Origin of the sequence: Citricoccus sp., from assembly GCF_035445025.1 — a bacterium.
GTDB lineage: Bacteria > Actinomycetota > Actinomycetes > Actinomycetales > Micrococcaceae > Citricoccus.
Genome location: NZ_DAOMPX010000006.1, coordinates 101,246 through 119,396, shown reverse-complemented (window position 1 = coordinate 119,396; position 18,151 = coordinate 101,246). Strand labels below are relative to the sequence as shown.

Below are 18,151 nucleotides of genomic sequence, written 5' to 3'. Positions count from 1 at the left end.
GATGGTACTGCATCCGGGAGGATGTGGGAGAGTAGGACGCCGCCGGACAACCATTCAAGGGAGGCCCCGCACTGTATGTGCGGGGCCTCCTTGCTTTAACCATGTCGGCTACTCTGGTGTGGCCGATCGGCAGCCCTGCCCTATTCCGGGTTGCGGTCGCACCTGAAGGAAAGAGGATCCTGGATGTCTGAGAACGAGGAACGCCCCGGTTCAGCCGGCCGCGACCGGAAGCAGACCGGTGGACAGACCGGGCGGGGGTCCCGCGGCGGCCCCCGGAACGATCGCCGTTCCTATGACTCCCGCGGCCAGTCTGGGCGTGCCGGAACGGGCCGGGACTCCGGTCGATACGGTTCCGAGCGCGGAGGCTCGTCGTCCGCTCGTCGTGATGCCGGCGAGGGGCGACCCGCTCGGTCTGACGGCGGGGGTTACCGTCGGGAGGACGGTCCGCGCCGTGAGGACCGGCCCCGCTCCGGTGACCGCAGCGTCAGCGGGTACCGTCGGGACGACCGTGAGGGCCGTCAGGAACGGCCTCGGCGGGAGAGCGGGTACCAGCGGGACGACCGCGGTGAGCGCGGGGATCGTCCTCGCCGGGACACCCGGGACAGCGGATACCGCCGGGACGAGCGGAGTGACCGTGGTGATCGCCCGGGCCGGGACAACCGTGAGGGTGGCTACCGCCGGGACGACCGAGGTGACCGCGGGGATCGCCCGCGCCGTGAGGGTGGGTACCAGCGGGACGACCGGGGCGCGCGTGGGGAACGACCGCGTCGGGACGACCGTGAGGGCGGTTACCGCCGGGATGACCGCGGTGAGCGGGGCCCTCGTCCGCGCCGGGACAATCCAGGCGGTGGCTACCGCCGAGACGATCGGGGTGACCGGAGTGATCGCCCTCGCCGTGAGGGTGGGTACCAGCGGGACGACCGTGGCGAGCGGGGAGATCGTCCCCGTCGTGATCACCGGGACGGATACGACCGCTTCCGGGAGGATCAGCGCGGTGGGCGCCCCGGAGCGGATCGCGGCCGGGGTGCCGGCCCGGACCGTCGCGGGTTCCGCGACCGGGGCGACAGCGCGCCCGATCACAACCCCAGCGACCTGCGCAGTGCCAACCGCCCCGACCGTGCCAAGTCCCCGGAGATCGACGAGGACGTCACCGGCAGGGAGCTGGATCGCGCGACCAGCCGGGAACTCGACTCGCTGGACGAGCGCAATCGTCCCTGGGTGGCCAAGCACCTGGTCATGGCCGGCCGGCTGCTCGAGATCGATCCCCAGTTGTCGTTCGAGCACGCCCTGGCGGCCAGCCGCCGAGGCGGCCGACTCGGCTGCGTCCGCGAGGCCGTCGGGCTGACGGCCTACGCCGCGGGGCAGTATGCCGAGGCGTTGCGCGAGTTCCGGACCTATCGCCGCATCACCGGTGACCACACCCACCTCCCCGAGATGGTGGACAGCGAACGTGCCCTCGGTCGTCATTCCAAGGCACTGGAGCTGGCCGGCGAGGTGGACCTGGGAACCCTCGACCGCGCCGTCCGCGTGGAACTCGTCATGGTGCTGTCCGGCGTCCACCGCGACCTCGGGGACGTCGATTCCGCACTGAAGGTGTTGCAGGTCCCCGAGCTCGACCGGAACCGCGGGTTCTCCTTCAGTCCCCGACTGTTCCGGGCCTATGCCGATGCCCTCGAGGAGGCCGGGCGAGGCGGTGAGGCGAAGGACTGGCGCCACCAGGCGCGGGTCGCGGAGCGGGCCCTCGGGATCGGAGAGTTCTCGGACCCGGAGATCGTGGACTTCGGGGTGGAGGAGGACGTGCGACCGGAGCGTCGTCCCCGGGCCCGTGACCTGGTCCCACCCGGGAGCACCGGAGAGGAGACGGAGGGCGATGCGGCCACGCCCGCTCCGGCCGCCGCGGGCTCCGAGGACGGCCAGCCCGATGATGACCATCCCGGGAGGGACCGCGCCGTCGCTGACGACCTGGCGGAGGAGGGACTCGTCGTCGTGGATTCCCGCGAGGACGCGTCCGAGGGTGCCGCGCCGTGGGAGGACGCGCCGGACGATCATCCGGGACAGCGTCCGGACTCTGCGTCCCGCCCCGACCGGGACCCGCAGGGCGACTGATCCGTGGCTGCACGCTTCTTCGACGGGCACGACGTCCTGCTGTGCGACCTGGATGGCGTCGTCTACGCGGGTGAGCACGCTATCGACGGCGCCGTGGAGACCCTCCGGGAGCTCGACGCACTGGATGTCCCGGTCGCCTACGTGACCAACAACGCCTCGCGTTCGCCCGAGTCCGTGGCCGAGCACCTCAACTCGTTCGGACTGTCGGTGGCGGGTGAGCAGGTGCTCGGTTCCGCCGCCGCCGGTGTGGCCCTGCTGGGCGAGGAGCTCGAGGGCCGGACCACCCGGGTCCTGGTCGTCGGCTCCGACCACCTGCGCGACCTCGTGTCCGGGGCAGGTCACGAGGTCGCCGAATCGGCCGCCGAGGACCCCGAGGCGGTGATCCAGGGGTTCGACCCCTCGGTCGGCTGGAAGGACCTGGCCCAGGCGGCCTTCGCGATCCGGTCCGGTGCCCGCTGGGTGGCGACCAACACCGACCTGACGATTCCCCGCGCCGAGGGGATCGCCCCCGGCAACGGCGCCCTGGTCGAGGCGGTGGCCCGCGCGACCGGTACCGTCCCGGTCGCTGCGGGAAAACCGGAGCCGGTGTTGTTCCGGCTGGCCGCCGAGCGACTGGGCGGTCGTCGTCCGCTCGTCGTCGGTGACCGTCTCGACACGGACATCCTCGGCGGGAACCGTGCGGGATTCGACACCGCGCTGGTGCTCACGGGCGTCGATGACCACGACACGACGCGGGCAGCGCCCTGCGACCACCAGCCGACGTGGGTCCTGGACGGCCTGCCCGCCCTGCTGCAGGCGCCCCCGGAACGGTGGTCCGCGGCTACGGGGACGGACCGGTGAGCGCGGGGTGGCCCGAGCCCACCGGTGATCCCGCGGCCGACGCCATCGTGTCCGGCCTGGACGGGGCCGACGCACTGAGCCCGGGGGACGAGGTCGAGGCCTACCGGACGGCACTGGATGCCCTGTCCCGCCTCCTCGAGGAACAGCCTCGGTTGCCGGGGACGCCGTGAGCCGCTCGGGAGCTGCGACGGCCGGTGCTGAACGGCTGGACGTCGCCCTGACCCGTCGCGGGCTCGCCCGGTCCCGCAGTGAGGCCGCGGGGATGGTGAGCGCCGGGGAGGTGACCGTGAACGGCGCCCCGGCCACCAAGCCGTCGCAGAAGTGCGGCCCGGACGACGTGCTGGCGCTGTCCGCACGGGGTCCGCGCTACGCCTCCCGGGCGGGGCACAAGCTGGCCGGGGCGCTGGAGGTGTTCGCCGGCGTCGTCCCCGCCGGTCTGCGCTGCCTGGACGCCGGGGCCTCCACCGGGGGATTCACCGACGTCCTGCTGCGCGCGGGCGCCACCAGGGTGGTCGCGGTCGACGTGGGCCACGGACAGCTCGTGGACGAGCTGCGCCTCGATCCGCGTGTCGAGGTCCACGAGGGCCTCAACATCCGGGACCTGACCCCGGAGCGGATCGGCGGGACCGTGGACCTGGTGGTCTCCGACCTCTCCTTCATCTCGCTGCGCCTGGTCATGGCGCCGCTGGCCGCGGCGTGCCGGCCCGGTGCCGACCTGGTCCTGATGGTCAAGCCCCAGTTCGAGGTGGGCCGGGAGGCCTTGCCGCGCACCGGCGTCGTGGTGGACCCCCGGGCCCGTCGCCGTGCCGTCGCCGGGGTGGTCGACGCCGCCCTCGAGGCCGGGCTGGAGCCACGGGGACTCGCCCGGTCGCCGCTGCCCGGGCAGGACGGCAATGCCGAGTTCTTCCTGTGGCTGCGCCGGGGTGCCCCCGGCACCCCGGACGGCACGGACGGCGCACCGGATCCCGCGCCCGGTGGGGACTGGTGGTCCCGGCAGGTCGTGGACTGGGACTGACCGGGCCGGATGCAGGGCCCGCCCGGTCCATCCACACCGCGGACGTCTCGCGTCCGGCCGGCCACGGAGCGTGGGTATCCTTGTGCCCATGGCTCGCCGAATCCTCGTCCTCGCCCACACCGGCCGTGAGGACGCCATCCGCGCCGCCCTCCGCACGTGTGCGAGCCTCCAGGAGTCCGGGCTGGTCCCGGTCCTGCTCGAGGGCGATGCCATCGCCATCCGCGAGGCCATCCACTCGGACGTGGTGCCGCCGTTGGCGACCCGCCCCGAGACGCTGGGGGTGGACTGCGACCTGACCGACATCCATCTCGGCGTGGTCCTCGGCGGTGACGGGTCCGTCCTGCGCGCCGCCGAACTGGTCCGTGAGGCCGGTGTTCCCCTGCTGGCCGTCAACCTGGGGCATGTGGGGTTCCTGGCCGAGTCCGAGCGCACCGACCTCACCCGCACGGTCGAGGCGGTCGTGGACGAGGACTACACCGTCGAGGAACGGATGACGATCGACGTCCGCGTCTTCGAGAACGACGTCCTGGTCGCCCGGACCTGGGCTCTGAACGAGGCGAGCGTGGAGAAGTCCAACCGCGAACGCATGCTCGAGGTCATCACCGCGGTGGACGGCCGCCCCATCTCCACCTATGGCTGCGACGGTATCGTGATGGCCACCCCCACCGGCTCCACCGCGTACGCCTTCTCCGCGGGCGGCCCGGTCGTCTGGCCCGAGGTGCGCGCCATGCTCATGGTCCCGATCAGCGCCCACGCCCTGTTCGCCCGTCCGCTCGTGGTCTCCCCGGACTCGGTCCTGACCGTGGAGGTGCTCCCGCGCACGAATGAACCCGGCGTCCTGTGGTGCGACGGCCGGCGGACCGTCGACCTGCCGCTGGGGGCCCGGATCGAGGTCACCCGCTCGGAACACCCCGTCCGGATCGCCCGGTTGTCCCGCACCCCGTTCTCCGAGCGCCTCGTGCGCAAGTTCAACCTGCCCACCAAGGGCTGGCGCGGGCCGGTCACCGAACAGGACCGGGAGGAGGTGGCGGCCCGCGAGGCGCGCTACGCCGCCCGGCACACCGACGCCAAGGTACCCGGCTCGCCCGGCGTCTCCGTGGTCGAGCCGCACCACCTGGCACCGCGTCCCGGAGTGGTCCCACCGGCCACGGCCGCCATCCCGGTGGTCGTGCGCGAGGACGAGAAGCTGCCCCTGGCCCGATCCAGCACCACCCCGGCAGAGGCCCGTGAGGACCGAAAGCCCGGAGGCGGCCGGCCATGATCGAGTACCTGTCCATCGACTCCCTGGGTGTCATCGGCGACGCCACCGTGGACCTGGACCCCGGGTTCACCGTGGTCACCGGTGAGACGGGAGCCGGCAAGACCATGGTCGTGACCGCCCTGAACCTGTTGCTCGGGGCGCGCGCCGACGCCGGGGCCGTGCGCCACGGCGCCTCCCACGCCACGGTCGAGGCGGGGTTCCGGCTGGCAGCCGGGAACGCCGCCGTCGGGCTCGCCGAGGAGGCCGGGGCGGTCCTGGACGAGGTCGACGACGAGGGTCACGACGGCGATGCCCCGGGCCGCGGGCCGGGGAACCGCTCGTTGGTGGTCACCCGATCGGTGGGCGCGGCCGGGGGGTCCTCGCGGTCCCGCGCCTCGGCGGGCGGGCGCGGCGTGCCGGTGGCGCTCCTCGGGGAGATCGGCGGACACCTCGTGGCGGTGCACGGACAGACGGACCAGTTGCGGCTGAAGTCCGCGACGGCCCAGCGCCACGCGCTGGACGCCTTCGCCGGGGAGGAGCTGGCCACCGCGCTGGCGGCCTACCGGCGGGACTTCGACACCTGGCGTGCCGCCCGCGCCGAGCTGGCCGAGATCACGCTGCACGAGCAGGACCGCGCCCGCGAGGCCGAGAACCTGCAGCGTGCGCTCGAGGAGATCGACGAGGCCGACGTGACGCCGGGCGAGGACGAGGAGGTGCGCGTCCGGATCCAGCGGCTGGAGAACGTCGAGGAGCTGCGGGCGGCGTCCCTGGGCGCCCACGCCCACCTGGCCGGTGCCGACGTGGCGGAGGCGGTGGACGTCCCGGCCGCGGAGGCCCTCGTGGAGGCGGCGCGCCAGGCCCTGCTGCAGGCACCCGGCCAGGACGCCGAGCTGACCGGGCTGGCCGCACGGCTGGCCGAGGTGGGCATCGTACTGGCGGACGTCTCGGCCGACCTGGCCGGGTACGCGGCCCGCCTGGACGACGACGCCGCGTCCGACCTCGACGCGGCGCAGTCCCGGCTGGCGGAACTGACCCGGCTGATGCGGCTGTACGGCCCGGAACTGGCCGACGTGCTCGACTGGGCGCGGTCCCACCGCGCCCGGCTCGACGAGCTGCAGGGCGACTCGGGCCGCATCGTGGAGCTCACCGAGCAGTGCGAACGGCTCGAGGCGGCCGTCCTGGCCGGGGCGGCAGAGCTCACCCGGTTGCGCACCGCGGCAGCGCAGGACCTCTCCGGACAGGTCACCGAGGAGCTGCACGCGCTGTCCATGCCGGACGCCACGTTCCATGCCTCGGTCACCGGTGGCGGTGAACCGGGCCCCCACGGTGCCGACGACGTCGCGCTGCTGCTGCAGCCCCACGCCGGTTCCGCCCCGCGTCCCCTGGGCAAGGGCGCCTCCGGCGGTGAGCTCTCGCGCGTGATGCTGGCGCTGGAGGTGGTCCTGGCCGCCACGGACCCGGTGCCCACGTTCGTGTTCGACGAGGTGGACGCGGGCGTCGGCGGAGAGGCCGCCGTGCAGATCGGCCGGCGGCTGGCCCGGCTGGCCCAGCACGTCCAGGTCATCGTGGTCACCCACCTGCCCCAGGTGGCGGCCTTCGCCGACCGCCACCTGAAGGTGACCAAGGACTCGGACAGCGACGCCGGCTTCACCACCTCCGACGTCCAGACCCTGGAGGGCGAGGACCGGGTGGAGGAACTGGCGCGGATGCTCGCCGGACGGGCGGGATCCGGGTCCGCACGGGACCACGCCCGGGAACTGCTCGAGGCCTCGCACGCCTGAGCCCCCGCGGCGGTCCCGCAGGGCACCGGCCCCGGGCCGGCGGCGGGGAACCGGTGTGGTGCTACGATCGAACTCCGTGGTGCAAAGAACCTCTCGATTCCTGAAAACGCCCAACGCGACCCGCCAGATCTTCGTGACCGGCGGGGTCGCCTCATCGCTCGGGAAGGGACTGACGGCGTCCTCCCTGGGCCACCTGCTCAAGGCGCGCGGACTGTCCGTGACCATGCAGAAGCTGGATCCCTACCTGAACGTGGATCCCGGCACCATGAACCCCTTCCAGCACGGCGAGGTCTTCGTCACGGAGGACGGTGCCGAGACGGACCTGGACATCGGCCACTACGAGCGGTTCCTGGACGAGGACCTCGACGGGCTGAACAACGTGACCACCGGCCAGGTGTACTCCACGGTCATCGAGAAGGAGCGCCGCGGCGACTACCTCGGTGACACCGTCCAGGTCATCCCGCACATCACGGACGAGATCAAGCGCCGCATGCGCCTGCCCGCCACGTGGGGCGGCAGTGAGGACCGCAAGGACCACCGCACCGCCGGCCGGACCGCACCGGACGTGATCATCACGGAGATCGGGGGCACGGTCGGGGACATCGAGTCCCAGCCGTTCCTCGAGGCCGCCCGGCAGGTCCGCCAGGACATCGGGCGGGACAACGTGTTCTTCGTGCACGTCTCCCTGGTGCCCTACATCGGCCCGTCCCAGGAACTGAAGACCAAGCCGACGCAGCACTCGGTGGCCACCCTGCGCTCCATCGGCATCCAGCCGGACGCCATCGTCATCCGCTCGGACCGTGAGGTCCCCCAGGACGTGCGGGACAAGATCGGCCGGATGTGCGACGTGGACAACGACGCCGTGATCAACTGCGCCGACGCCCCCTCGATCTACGACATCCCCAAGATCATCCACGCCCAGGGGCTGGACGCATACGTGGTCCAGGCGCTGGACCTGAAGTTCAAGGACGTGGACTGGTCCACCTGGGACCGGCTCATCGAGGTGGTCCACCACCCGGCCCACGAGGTCGAGGTGGCGCTGGTGGGCAAGTACATCGACCTGCCGGACTCCTACCTGTCCGTCACGGAGGCCCTTCGGGCCGGCGGTTTCGGCAACGACGCCCGGGTCACGATCCGCTGGGTCGCCTCGGACGAGTGCTCCACCGAGGCCGGTGCCGAACGCGCCCTGGCCGGAGTCGACGCGATCTGCGTGCCGGGTGGCTTCGGCGTGCGTGGCCTCGACGGCAAGATCGGTGCCCTGCGCCACGCCCGCGAACGGGGCGTCCCCGCCCTCGGGCTGTGCCTGGGCCTGCAGACGATGGTCATGGAGTACGCCCGCAACGTCCTCGGGATGGAGGGCGCCTCCTCCACCGAGTTCGAGCCGGACACCGCGTTCCCCGTCATCGCCACCATGGCCGAGCAGGAACACATCGTCTCCGGCGGCGGGGACCTCGGTGGCACCATGCGCCTGGGGTCCTACCCTGCGGCCCTGAGAGAGGGCTCGGTGGTCGCCGCGGCCTACGGCACCACGGAGGTGAGCGAGCGGCACCGCCATCGCTACGAGGTCAACAACGCCTACCGCGAACAGCTCGAGGAAGCCGGACTGGTCGTCTCGGGCACCTCCCCGGACGGCACCCTCGTGGAGTTCGTGGAGCTGCCGCGACAGGCCCACCCGTTCTACGTGTCCACCCAGGCCCACCCCGAGTTCAAGTCCCGCCCCACGGACCCGCACCCGCTGTTCCAGGGGTTGGTGGCCGCGGGCCTGGAGCACCAGCGGGCCGGGAGGACGGGCTGATCCGCATGGCGTACATCCCCCACGACGGCGGCCCGCTGGCCGACCTGCCCGCGGCCCGCACCGCGGAGGAGACCGAGAGGGCGTTCGCGGGCAAGGTCTGGGACGTCGCCCGGGAGTCGTTCCGCATGCATGAGGGCGAGGAACCTCTGGTGCGGGAGTTCATCCGCCACCCGGGCGCGGTGGCGATCGTCGCCCTCGACGACCGGGACCGGGTGCGGATGATCCGGCAGTATCGGCATCCCGTCGGCCAGGAGCTCTGGGAGGTCCCCGCCGGCCTGCTGGACGTGGCCGGCGAGCCGATGCTCGCCGCCGCCCAGCGGGAGCTGGCCGAGGAGGCCGACCTGCGGGCCGGCCGCTGGGACGTGCTCGTGGACTTCTACACCACGCCGGGGTCCTCCTCCGAGGGGATCCGGGTGTTCCTGGCCCGGGGACTGAGCGAGGTCCCGGAGGACCAGCGACACGAGCGGACGGGGGAGGAGGCCGGCATGCCGCTGGCCTGGGTGCCCGTGGACGAGGCCGTGGAGGCCGTGCTCTCCGGCCGGCTGCGCAACCCCTCGACCGCGATCGGCCTGCTGGCCCTGCGGGTGCACGCCGCGCAGGGGTTCTCCGGGCTGCGCCCGGCAGACGCGCCGTGGCAGGTCACCACGACCTCAGCCTCCGTCCCCGGCCAGTGACCGACGAGGAGCTCCCGCGGTCCCTGGTCCGGCCGGCGGAGGCCTACCTGGACCACCTGGCCGTGGAGCGGGGGATGTCCGCGAACACGCTGGGCGCGTATCGGCGGGACGTCACGCGGTACCTGCGCTGGCTCGTGGCCGAAGGCGTGGTGGAGCCTCAGGACGTCACCCGGCGGCACGTCACCGGATTCCTCCAGGCCCTGGGCACCGGTGCCGACGGCGGCCACCCCCTGGCCCCGCGGTCCGCGGCGCGCACCATCGTGGCGGTGCGAGGCATGCACCGATTCTGGACGCTCGAACACCTCACGGAGACGGACCCCGCCCGGGAGGTCACCCCACCACGACCGGCCCGGGAACTGCCGAAGGCCATCCGCGTGGACCAGGTGACGGCCCTGCTCGAGGCGGTGCCCACGGACACGCCCGCAGGACTGCGGGACCGCGCGCTGCTCGAGTTCCTCTACGCCACCGGCGCCCGGATCTCCGAGGCGGTCGGGCTGGACGTGGACGACGTCGTCGGCGCGGTCCGCGGCCCGACCGGTGCCGGTCCGGACGCCGGTGCGGACCCGTCCGGCGACCGGGGCGAGGGGGACGAGGAGTCCGGACCCGCCGTCGTGCGGCTGTTCGGCAAGGGTTCCAAGGAGCGGATCGTGCCGCTGGGCTCCTACGCCGCCGCGGCGATCGAGGCCTGGCTGGTGCGCGGCCGCCCGGCGCTGGCCTCCCAGCCGGGCACCGGGGGACCGGCCCTGTTCCTGAACCAGCGGGGCGGCCGGCTGTCCCGGCAGTCCGCCTGGACGATCCTGAAGAAGGCGGCCGAGCGCGCGGGCATCGGGACCGAGGTCTCCCCGCACACCCTGCGCCACTCCTTCGCCACCCACCTGCTCGAGGGCGGGGCGGACGTCCGCGTGGTGCAGGAACTGCTCGGCCACGCCTCGGTGACCACGACGCAGGTCTACACCCTCGTCACGGCGGACACCCTGCGGGAGGTCTATGCCGCCGCGCACCCCCGCGCCCGGGCCTAGGGCTCCATCACGATCCCGCAACGTCACCGGTCAGCCCGGCAGTACCGCGTGACAGCGCCGCACGGGGATGCTCAGATGGACGGAGGCCGTCCGCTCGACCGACGGCCGCAGTGAGACAGTCGTCGGCGCCGCCGGGGCGCCCCGGCGGGAGGGAGTCCATGATGGGGTACGGCACGGAGCGGGGCGGCGACCAGGACGACGACAGGGGTGTCCCCGGTGAGTCGGCGGCGTCCCGGTGCTGGCGCCGGACGCCCGTAGCCCTCGGCCTCGCCGCCGTCCTGGCCCTGGCCTCCTGTGCCGCCGTGCCCGGTGGGGGGAACTCCTCGGAGGCCACCGGCCCGTCGGAGTCCGCGGCGGTCCAGTCCACCGAGGCCGCAGGAGCCACGGAGTCCGGTGACGTCACGGGGTCCGTCGCTGCCAGTCCCACCCCGACGGCCAGCGGGGCGCCCGGTGACGGCGAGGGCGCCGAGGACGGGGACGGGTCCACGCAGACCCACAGCACGGAGGGGGGTCACTTCCGGTGGACGCTGCCGGCCGACTGGACCATCAGTGAGGAGCTGGCCGGCCCGGACACCACCGAGGCGTACGGCGTGAAGAACGAGCGGTGGGTCTTCCAGAACCCGGAGGGGACGGCCGTCTTCTCCGCGAACACCGGCGTGGGGCCCACGGACGGTGACGGCGCCAAGCCCGACGTCGTCGAGGTCGTGGACGCCGAGCGGCTGCGGGGCCTCCCGGCGGACCCGGAGTACGGGGAGGAGGACACCTGGTACCGCGCGGCCATCCTGAGGGACAACGGGCTGCGGGGCGACGAGGGGTTCTTCGACGGGGAGGAGTACCGGCTGGCGGTCCAGGTGGTGGGCGTGCCCCAGGACGTGGACCCGGAGGCGCCGGGCGATGACTACTGGAGCGGCTGGACCTTCGTGCTGCCCGCGGCCCCGGGCACGGGGCAGGGGACGGCCAGCTTCCTGCAGGGCCGCATCGCGCAGTCGGATGCCGAGGCGATCACCGGCCGGGAGGGCAAGGACGCCCTGCGCGCGGTGCTGGAGACCGAGGAGTACTCCGAGCTGCGCGACGTGGCAACGTCCCTGCAGGTCACCGCCCCCTGACACGGACGCGTCCTCGTCCGTCCGGGGTCCTGGACGCGAGCCGGAGACGGCCGGTCGCCTCCCCGCGGGAAGGCGACCGGCCGTCGTCGTGTCCGGGAGCCCCGGACGATACGCCGCTGCGGTTCAGGCGCCGGGCAGGTGCCGCTCGTCGGGTCCGTTGTAGGCGGACAGCGGGCGGATCAGCGAGTTGGAGGCACGCTGTTCCATGATGTGCGCGGTCCAGCCGGTGACGCGCGCGGCGATGAACAGCGGGGTGAACAGCTCGGTGTCGAAGCCCATCAGGTGGTAGGTGGGCCCGGCCGGGTAGTCGAGGTTGGGCTTGATGGCCTTGGCCTCGTCCATGGCCTGCTCCAGGCCGTTGTACAGGCCGAGGATCTCGTGCCGGCCGAAGTGCTCGATCATCGCGTCGAGGGCCTTCTTCATGGTCGGCACGCGGGAGTCGCCGTGCTTGTACACGCGGTGCCCGAAGCCCATGACCTTCTTCTTGCTCGCCAGGGCATCCTCCATCCAGGCCTTGGCCCGGGCCTTGGCCTCCTCCTGGGACTCCTCGGGACGGATCCCGATCTCGTCGAAGGTGTGCATCACGGCCTCATTGGCACCGCCGTGCAGCGGGCCCTTGAGGGCGCCGATCGCGCCGGTGACCGCGGAGTGCAGGTCGGACAGGGTGGAGGTGATGACCCGCGCGGTGAACGTCGAGGCGTTGAAGGAGTGCTCGGCGTACAGCACCATGGAGATCCGGAACGCGTCGACGACCTCCGGGGCCGCCTCCTCGCCGAAGGTCATCCACAGGAAGTTCTGCGAGTAGTCCAGGTCCTCGCGCGCGGGCACCGGCTCTGCCGGCCCGCCGGCGTGGCGCCGGCGCTGCTCGTAGGCGACGACGGCGGGCAGCTGGGCGAACAGGGTCGTCGCCTTCTCCAGCTCGGCCTCCGGGGAGGAGTCCTCCGCCTTCGGGTGCTGGGCGCCCAGGATGGAGACCGCGGTACGCACGGAGTCCATCGGGTGGCAGTCGACCGGCAGGGCGTCCAGGGCCGCCTTGACGTGCTCGTCCAGGGCGCGGTGGGCCCGCTCGTGGGCGGTGAAGTCGGCCAGCTGCCGGTCGGTGGGCAGCTCCCCGTTCCACAGCAGGTAGGCCACGGCCTCGAACGGCAGGGCGGCGGCGAGCTCCTGGACCGGGTAACCCCGGTAGAGCAGGGAGTTGGTGTCCGGGTTGACCTTGGAGATGGCGGTGTAGTCGGCCACCACCCCGGCCAGGCCCTTCTTGATCTCGATCTCGGTCTCAGTCATCATCTCGAGTCCTTTCGCGTGACGGGTCAGCCGGCGTCGGTGCGGCCGGGGGAGGAGGCGGTGTCCAGCCCGGGCACCTGGAAGTTGAACACACCCGAGTCGAAGCCGTTGTAGCCCTCGTAGTCCACGAGCTCGTACAGCCGCGCCCTGGTCAGCATCTCACCGACCCCGCCCTGCTGGGTACCCTCCGTGCGGATGGTGGACAGGACCCGTTCCATGGCACCCAGTGCGGTGCGCAGGAGGGTGACCGGGTAGATCACCAGGGCCACGCCCACGCCGGCGAGCTGCTCACGGGTGAACAGCTCGGACTTGCCGAACTCGGTCATGTTGGCCAGTACGGGCACGTCCACGGCGGAGCAGACGGCCTCGAACTCGGACAGGTCCTTCATGGCCTCCGGGAAGATGGCGTCCGCCCCGGCGTCCACCAGGGCCTTGGCCCGGTCCACGGCCGCGCGCAGGCCGCCGGCCCCCTCGACCCCGCGGACGTCCGTGCGGGCCATGATGAGGAAGTTCGGGTCGCGGCGGGCGCTCGCGGCCGCGGCCACCCGCTGGGTGGCGGTGGCCAGGTCCACGACGGCCTTGTTGTCCAGGTGGCCGCAGCGCTTCGGGTTGACCTGGTCCTCGAGGTGGCAGCCGGCCAGTCCGGCGTTCTCGAGTTCCTGGATGGTCCGGGCCACGTTCATCGGTTCGCCGAACCCGGTGTCCGCGTCCACGATCGCCGGCAGGTCCGTGATCCGGGCGATCTGCCCGGCGCGCTGGGCCACCTCGGTCAGGGTGGTCAGCCCGATGTCCGGCAGCGCGAGCTCGTTCGCCAGGACGGCGCCGGAGATGTAGAGCCCGGAGAAGCCCTGTTCCTCGACCAGCCTCGCCGAGATCGGGGTGTAGGCGCCCGGGAACTGCACGGCCGCTCCGGGCTGCAGCAGTTCCGAGAGCCGGACCCGCTTCTGCTCGGCGGTGAGTGTCGAGTACAGCATCAGAACAGTCCCTCCGGTGCGGCGGCCAGGTCGATGACGCCCTCGGCGGCGGTGATGTTGAGCTGGTCCAGGTCCCCGGCGCCCAGTGAGGCGGTGCGCTGGGCGGCCTCAAGGAAGCGCTCGATCTCCTCGGGGGCCACCAGTCCCTCGGCCAGGGTGCGGAACTTGGCGATGTACTGTTCGCGGCCGAACGGGCGGGCACCCAGCGGGTGGGCGTCGGCCACGGCGATCTCGTCGCGGATGACGGTGCCGTCGGTCAGGGTGATCTCCACCGCGCCGCCGAAGGCCTTCTCGTTGAGGTCCAGGGAGTGGTAGCGGCGCGTCCACTCCGGGTCCTCCTCGGTGGTGACCTTGTGCCACAGCTGGACGGTGTCCGGGCGCGCGGCCCGCTCGGGGGCGTAGGAGTCCACGTGGTGCCAGGAGCCGTCCTGCAGGGCCACGGTGAAGATGTAGGGGATGGAATGGTCCAGGGTCTCCCGCGAGGCCTGCGGATCGTACTTCTGGGGGTCGTTGGCCCCGGAGCCGATGACGTAGTGGGTGTGGTGGGAGGTCCTGATCAGCACCGACTCCACGTTCTCCGGGTCGGTGGCCTCCGGGTGCTCACCGTGCAGCTTGCGGGCCAGGTCGATCCAGGCCTGGGCCTGGTACTCGGCGGAGTGCTCCTTGGTGTAGGTGTCCAGGATGGCGCGCTTGGCCTCTCCCGGGGCCGGCAGGGGCACCGAGTACCGGGCGTCCGGGCCGTCCAGCAGCCAGGCGATGACGCCGTCCTCGCCCTCGTAGATCGGAACGGGGGAGGTCTGGCCGCGCATGGCGCGGTCGGCCGCCTCCACGGCCATCTTGGCGGCGAAGGCCGGGGCGTGGGCCTTCCAGGTGGAGATCTCGCCCTTGCGGGACTGCCGGGTGGCGGTGGTGGTGTGCAGGCCCTGGCCGATGGCCTGGAAGATCGTCTCCGTGTCGAGGCCGAGCAGGGTGCCGATGCCGGCGGCGGCGGAGGGACCGAGGTGGGCGACGTGGTCGATCTTGTGCTTGTGCAGGCAGATCGCCTTGACGAGGTCCACCTGCAGTTCGTACCCGGTTGCGATGCCCCGGATCAGGTCCGCGCCGGTGGACCCGCGGTGCTGGGCCACGGCGAGGATGGCGGGGATGTTGTCACCGGGGTGGGAGTACTCGGCGGCCAGGAAGGTGTCGTGGTAGTCCAGTTCGCGCACGGCCACGCCGTTCGCCCAGGCCGCCCACTCGGGCGAGACCTTCTCGGTGATGCCGAAGACGGAGGCACCGGTGCCCCCGGTGGACGGTGCGTGGGTCAGGGCCTGGGCCCGGGCCGCGACGATCGGACCGCGGTTCAGCGAGGCGATCGCCACGGAGGCGTTGTCGATGATCCGGTTGATGACCATCTCCTCGACCTCGGGGTCGATGCCGACCGGGTCGGTGGCGACCTCGGCCATCTTCCAGGCCAGCTGGTCCTTGCGGTCCAGGTTCTCCTCGGAACGGTAGACGCGGACGTCGTGGTTGATCATGGGGTTCTCTCCTCAGGTCGTGACGGTGTCATGGTCGTGCTGGGTCTCGTGTCCCGGCGGGGTGCCGGGCCGGGGGTCCGAGCGCGCCGGTCCGGCGCCCTCCTGGTGTGACTGCAGGTGGGCCAGTGCGTGCTGCAGGTGCATGGTGGTGGTGGCCGCGGCCAGTTCCGGGTTGCGTGCGGCCAGGGCGTGGGCGATCGCGGCGTGCTCCGTGGCGGAGGCGGCCAGCCGCGCGGGGTCCTTGCGGGAGAACCGGCGCAGGCGCGTCAGGTGCACCCGCAGGCCGCGCAGGTGCTGCGCCAGGTAGGGGTTGGCGCAGGCGTCGTCGACGGCGGCGTCGAGTTCCTCGGTGAGGGCGTAGTACTCCGTGGGGTCGGCCCCGCCGCGCAACGGTTCCGTCGCCGCCTCGAAGCGATCGGCCAGGTCCACGAAGAGCGCGGCGTCGGCATGCTCCGCCGCGCGGCGGGCGGCCAGGCCCTCGAGGGCGGTCCTGAGGTCGAAGAGCAGGCCGGCCTCCGCGAGCGAGACCTTCGTGACGACGACACCGCGGCCGGTGGAGGGCTCTGCCAGTCCCTCGGCCACCAGCCGTCCGATGGCCTCGCGCAGGGGCGTGCGGGAGAGCCCGAGGCGTTCGGACTGCTCGACCTCGCCGAGCACGGCCCCGGGCGGCAGGTGTCCATCGATGATGTCCTGCCGCAAGGCCTGGTACGCACGTTCACTGGCTCGCACAGGGTCAGTGTATACACAAGAAGTCCATCCAGGGCATCTTCGCCCGGAAATTCCCCGTATCCGGAATTTTGCGTATACAGACCCTAGACGGGGGCGTGACCCGGGCCATATCTTGTGCCCATGACCCCAGCAGCGCACGCCACCACCGGGCCGGACCACGACTACGCCGAGGTCTACCGACGATCCATCGACGATCCCGAGGGCTTCTGGCTCGAGGCCGCCCGCGCCATCGACTGGACCCGTCCCCCCACCCGGGCGCTGGACGGCGCCGCGGCCCCGATGTACCGATGGTTCCCGGACGGCACCCTCAACACCGCGGCGAACTGCCTGGACCGGCACGTGGCCGCCGGCCACGGGGACCGGACCGCCATCATCTACGATTCCGCGGTGCTCGGCACCGTGGAGCACATCAGCTACGCCGAGCTCACCGACCGGGTGGCCACCTTCGCCGGCGTGCTGCGGCAGCTGGGCGTCGGCCGGGGGGACCGGGTGGTGATCTACCTGCCGATGACGCCCGAGGCCCCGGTCGCCATGCTGGCGTGTGCCCGGCTCGGAGCGGTGCACTCCGTGGTGTTCGGCGGCTTCGCGCCCAAGGAACTGGCCACCCGCATCGACGACGCCCGGCCAAAGGTCATCGTCACCTCCTCCGGCGGCATCGAGCCCAGCCGCAGGGTCGAGTACCTGCCGGCCGTCGCCGAGGCCCTGTCCCTGGCCGGCCACCGGGTGGACGCCGTCGTCGCGCGGCGCCGGGACGGATTCGCCACGGACCCGGCCGACGTCGCGTCCGGGACCGCGGGCACCCGCTGGGTGGACTGGGACGAGGCGGTGTCCACCGCGCTGCCCGCCGGGCCGGTGGAGGTCGCCGCCACGGATCCGCTGTACGTCCTGTACACCTCGGGCACCACCGGTTCGCCGAAGGGCGTGGTGCGGGACCACGGCGGGCACGCGGTCGCCCTGGCCTGGACCATGGCCAACATCTACGACGTCGGCCCCGGCCAGGTGATGTTCACCGCCTCCGACGTCGGCTGGGTCGTCGGGCACTCCTACATCGTCTACGCCCCCCTGCTCGTGGGGGCCACCTCGGTGCTCTACGAGGGCAAGCCGGTGGGCACCCCGGACGCGGGTGCCTTCTGGCGGGTGGCCGCGCAGCACGGCGTGCGCTCGCTGTTCACCGCCCCCACCGCGCTGCGCGCCATCCGCAAGGTGGACCCGGAGGGAGCCCTGGCCGCCGACCACGACCTGTCCGGGCTGAAGGTCCTGTTCGCCGCCGGGGAGCGGCTGGACCCGGAGACCCAGCGCTGGATCGGGGACCTGCTGGGGGTCCCCGTCATCGACAACTGGTGGCAGACCGAGACCGGGTGGCCGATCGGGGCGAACCCGGTCGGACTGCAGGAACTGCCCGTGAAGATCGGTTCCTGCACCCGGCCCTCGCCGGGATACGCCGTGGAGGTCCTGGACGGTGCGGGCGAACCGGTGCCGGCCGGGACCGAGGGCAACATCTGCCTGCGCCTGCCGCTGCCCCCGGGCACGCTGGCCACCCTGTGGGGCAACGACCAGCGCTTCATAGACTCCTATCTCAGCGCCTTCCCCGGGTACTACGCGACGGGGGACTCCGGCCTCATCGACGAGGACGGCTACCTGTTCGTGATGGGCCGCACCGACGACGTCATCAACGTGGCCGGTCACCGGTTGTCCACGGGGGCGCTGGAGCAGGCGCTCGCCGCCCATCCGGCGGTGGCCGAATGCGCGGTGATCGGCCTGGCCGACCCGCTCAAGGGCCAGCGGGCCGCGGGATACGTGGTGCTGAAGTCCGGGGTCGAGGTGCCCGAGGACCCCGAGGAATTGCTGGCGGAGCTGCGGTCCACGGTGCGGGGGACCATCGGCGCGGTCGCCGACTTCCGCCAGGTCACCGTCGTGGAGGCCCTGCCGAAGACCCGTTCCGGCAAGATCCTGCGCAAGACGATGCGCCAGATCGCGGACGGGGAGGACTACGTGGTGCCCTCCACGATCGAGGACCGTTCCGTGCTGGACCGGATCGCGGACCAGCTGCGCGCCTGACCGGGACGTCCGG

At 72.5% G+C, this 18,151-nt stretch carries 15 protein-coding genes; 11 read left to right on the top strand and 4 right to left on the bottom strand.

Annotated elements, in window-relative coordinates:
* The first annotated feature begins 1,218 nt into the window (after positions 1-1,218).
* The 10 genes from PLJ28_RS04085 (at position 1,219) to PLJ28_RS04040 (ending at position 11,576) form a co-directional block, all read left to right on the top strand.
* On the top strand, positions 1,219-2,106 hold the full coding sequence (locus PLJ28_RS04085; protein ID WP_183526755.1) for a tetratricopeptide repeat protein: 888 nt from the start codon (positions 1,219-1,221) through the stop codon (positions 2,104-2,106).
* Positions 2,107-2,109: 3 nt separating this feature from the next.
* The gene (locus PLJ28_RS04080; RefSeq protein WP_183526753.1) at positions 2,110-2,946 is read left to right on the top strand and encodes an HAD-IIA family hydrolase; all 837 of its coding nucleotides are present in this window, start codon (positions 2,110-2,112) and stop codon (positions 2,944-2,946) included.
* Positions 2,943-3,116, top strand: coding sequence for a hypothetical protein (locus PLJ28_RS04075; protein ID WP_183526739.1), 174 nt, complete (start codon positions 2,943-2,945; stop codon positions 3,114-3,116). Before PLJ28_RS04080 ends, PLJ28_RS04075 begins: the two co-directional genes overlap by 4 nt.
* Complete coding sequence (locus PLJ28_RS04070; RefSeq protein ID WP_183526718.1) at positions 3,113-3,961, top strand: TlyA family RNA methyltransferase; 849 nt, start codon at positions 3,113-3,115, stop codon at positions 3,959-3,961. Before PLJ28_RS04075 ends, PLJ28_RS04070 begins: the two co-directional genes overlap by 4 nt.
* An 88-nt stretch (positions 3,962-4,049) precedes the next feature.
* Entirely contained in the window at positions 4,050-5,222 is a 1,173-nt protein-coding gene (locus PLJ28_RS04065; RefSeq protein ID WP_298044357.1) for an NAD kinase, read from the top strand.
* Positions 5,219-6,982 carry a DNA repair protein RecN gene (gene recN / locus PLJ28_RS04060; protein ID WP_298044356.1) on the top strand — a complete coding sequence of 588 codons (1,764 nt, stop codon included), beginning with the start codon at positions 5,219-5,221 and terminating at the stop codon, positions 6,980-6,982. Before PLJ28_RS04065 ends, recN begins: the two co-directional genes overlap by 4 nt.
* Positions 6,983-7,040: 58 nt before the next feature.
* A complete protein-coding gene (pyrG, locus tag PLJ28_RS04055; RefSeq protein ID WP_183526708.1) occupies positions 7,041-8,777 on the top strand; it encodes a CTP synthase in 1,737 nt (578 codons plus the stop codon).
* A 5-nt stretch (positions 8,778-8,782) separates the two neighbouring features.
* Positions 8,783-9,451 (top strand): NUDIX domain-containing protein, encoded by a 669-nt coding sequence (locus PLJ28_RS04050; RefSeq protein ID WP_183526705.1) that lies wholly within the window; start codon positions 8,783-8,785, stop codon positions 9,449-9,451.
* Positions 9,448-10,470 carry a site-specific tyrosine recombinase XerD gene (gene xerD / locus PLJ28_RS04045; protein ID WP_183526703.1) on the top strand — a complete coding sequence of 341 codons (1,023 nt, stop codon included), beginning with the start codon at positions 9,448-9,450 and terminating at the stop codon, positions 10,468-10,470. The genes PLJ28_RS04050 and xerD overlap by 4 nt, the downstream gene beginning before the upstream one ends.
* A gap of 158 nt (positions 10,471-10,628) precedes the next feature.
* Positions 10,629-11,576 carry a hypothetical protein gene (locus PLJ28_RS04040; protein ID WP_298044349.1) on the top strand — a complete coding sequence of 316 codons (948 nt, stop codon included), beginning with the start codon at positions 10,629-10,631 and terminating at the stop codon, positions 11,574-11,576.
* Between the two features lie 123 nt (positions 11,577-11,699).
* On the opposite strand, the gene PLJ28_RS04035 is transcribed toward PLJ28_RS04040, so the two are convergent.
* From PLJ28_RS04035 to PLJ28_RS04020, 4 genes are read right to left on the bottom strand one after another with little or no spacing between them, the layout of a single operon-like run.
* Positions 11,700-12,860 (bottom strand): bifunctional 2-methylcitrate synthase/citrate synthase, encoded by a 1,161-nt coding sequence (locus PLJ28_RS04035; protein WP_183528434.1) that lies wholly within the window; start codon positions 12,858-12,860, stop codon positions 11,700-11,702.
* A gap of 26 nt (positions 12,861-12,886) precedes the next feature.
* Positions 12,887-13,834, bottom strand: coding sequence for a methylisocitrate lyase (gene prpB / locus PLJ28_RS04030; RefSeq protein WP_183526697.1), 948 nt, complete (start codon positions 13,832-13,834; stop codon positions 12,887-12,889).
* Positions 13,834-15,351, bottom strand: coding sequence for an MmgE/PrpD family protein (locus PLJ28_RS04025; protein ID WP_298044347.1), 1,518 nt, complete (start codon positions 15,349-15,351; stop codon positions 13,834-13,836). Before PLJ28_RS04025 ends, prpB begins: the two co-directional genes overlap by 1 nt.
* A gap of 12 nt (positions 15,352-15,363) precedes the next feature.
* A complete protein-coding gene (locus tag PLJ28_RS04020) occupies positions 15,364-16,080 on the bottom strand; it encodes a GntR family transcriptional regulator (protein ID WP_183526691.1) in 717 nt (238 codons plus the stop codon).
* A 120-nt stretch (positions 16,081-16,200) separates the two neighbouring features.
* On the opposite strand from PLJ28_RS04020, the gene PLJ28_RS04015 reads away from it, so the two are divergent.
* Positions 16,201-18,138 carry an AMP-binding protein gene (locus PLJ28_RS04015; RefSeq protein WP_183526689.1) on the top strand — a complete coding sequence of 646 codons (1,938 nt, stop codon included), beginning with the start codon at positions 16,201-16,203 and terminating at the stop codon, positions 18,136-18,138.
* Positions 18,139-18,151 lie beyond the last annotated feature (13 nt).

Bases quoted from the DNA above. Each gene is read 5' to 3' on its own strand.
- PLJ28_RS04015 (WP_183526689.1), top strand. From the start codon at position 16,201: ATGACCCCAGCAGCGCACGCCACCACCGGGCCGGACCACGACTACGCC.
- PLJ28_RS04035 (WP_183528434.1), bottom strand. From the start codon at position 12,860: ATGACTGAGACCGAGATCGAGATCAAGAAGGGCCTGGCCGGGGTGGTG.
- PLJ28_RS04040 (WP_298044349.1), top strand. From the start codon at position 10,629: ATGATGGGGTACGGCACGGAGCGGGGCGGCGACCAGGACGACGACAGG.
- PLJ28_RS04025 (WP_298044347.1), bottom strand. From the start codon at position 15,351: ATGATCAACCACGACGTCCGCGTCTACCGTTCCGAGGAGAACCTGGAC.
- recN (WP_298044356.1), top strand. From the start codon at position 5,219: ATGATCGAGTACCTGTCCATCGACTCCCTGGGTGTCATCGGCGACGCC.
- PLJ28_RS04050 (WP_183526705.1), top strand. From the start codon at position 8,783: ATGGCGTACATCCCCCACGACGGCGGCCCGCTGGCCGACCTGCCCGCG.
- prpB (WP_183526697.1), bottom strand. From the start codon at position 13,834: ATGCTGTACTCGACACTCACCGCCGAGCAGAAGCGGGTCCGGCTCTCG.
- PLJ28_RS04065 (WP_298044357.1), top strand. From the start codon at position 4,050: ATGGCTCGCCGAATCCTCGTCCTCGCCCACACCGGCCGTGAGGACGCC.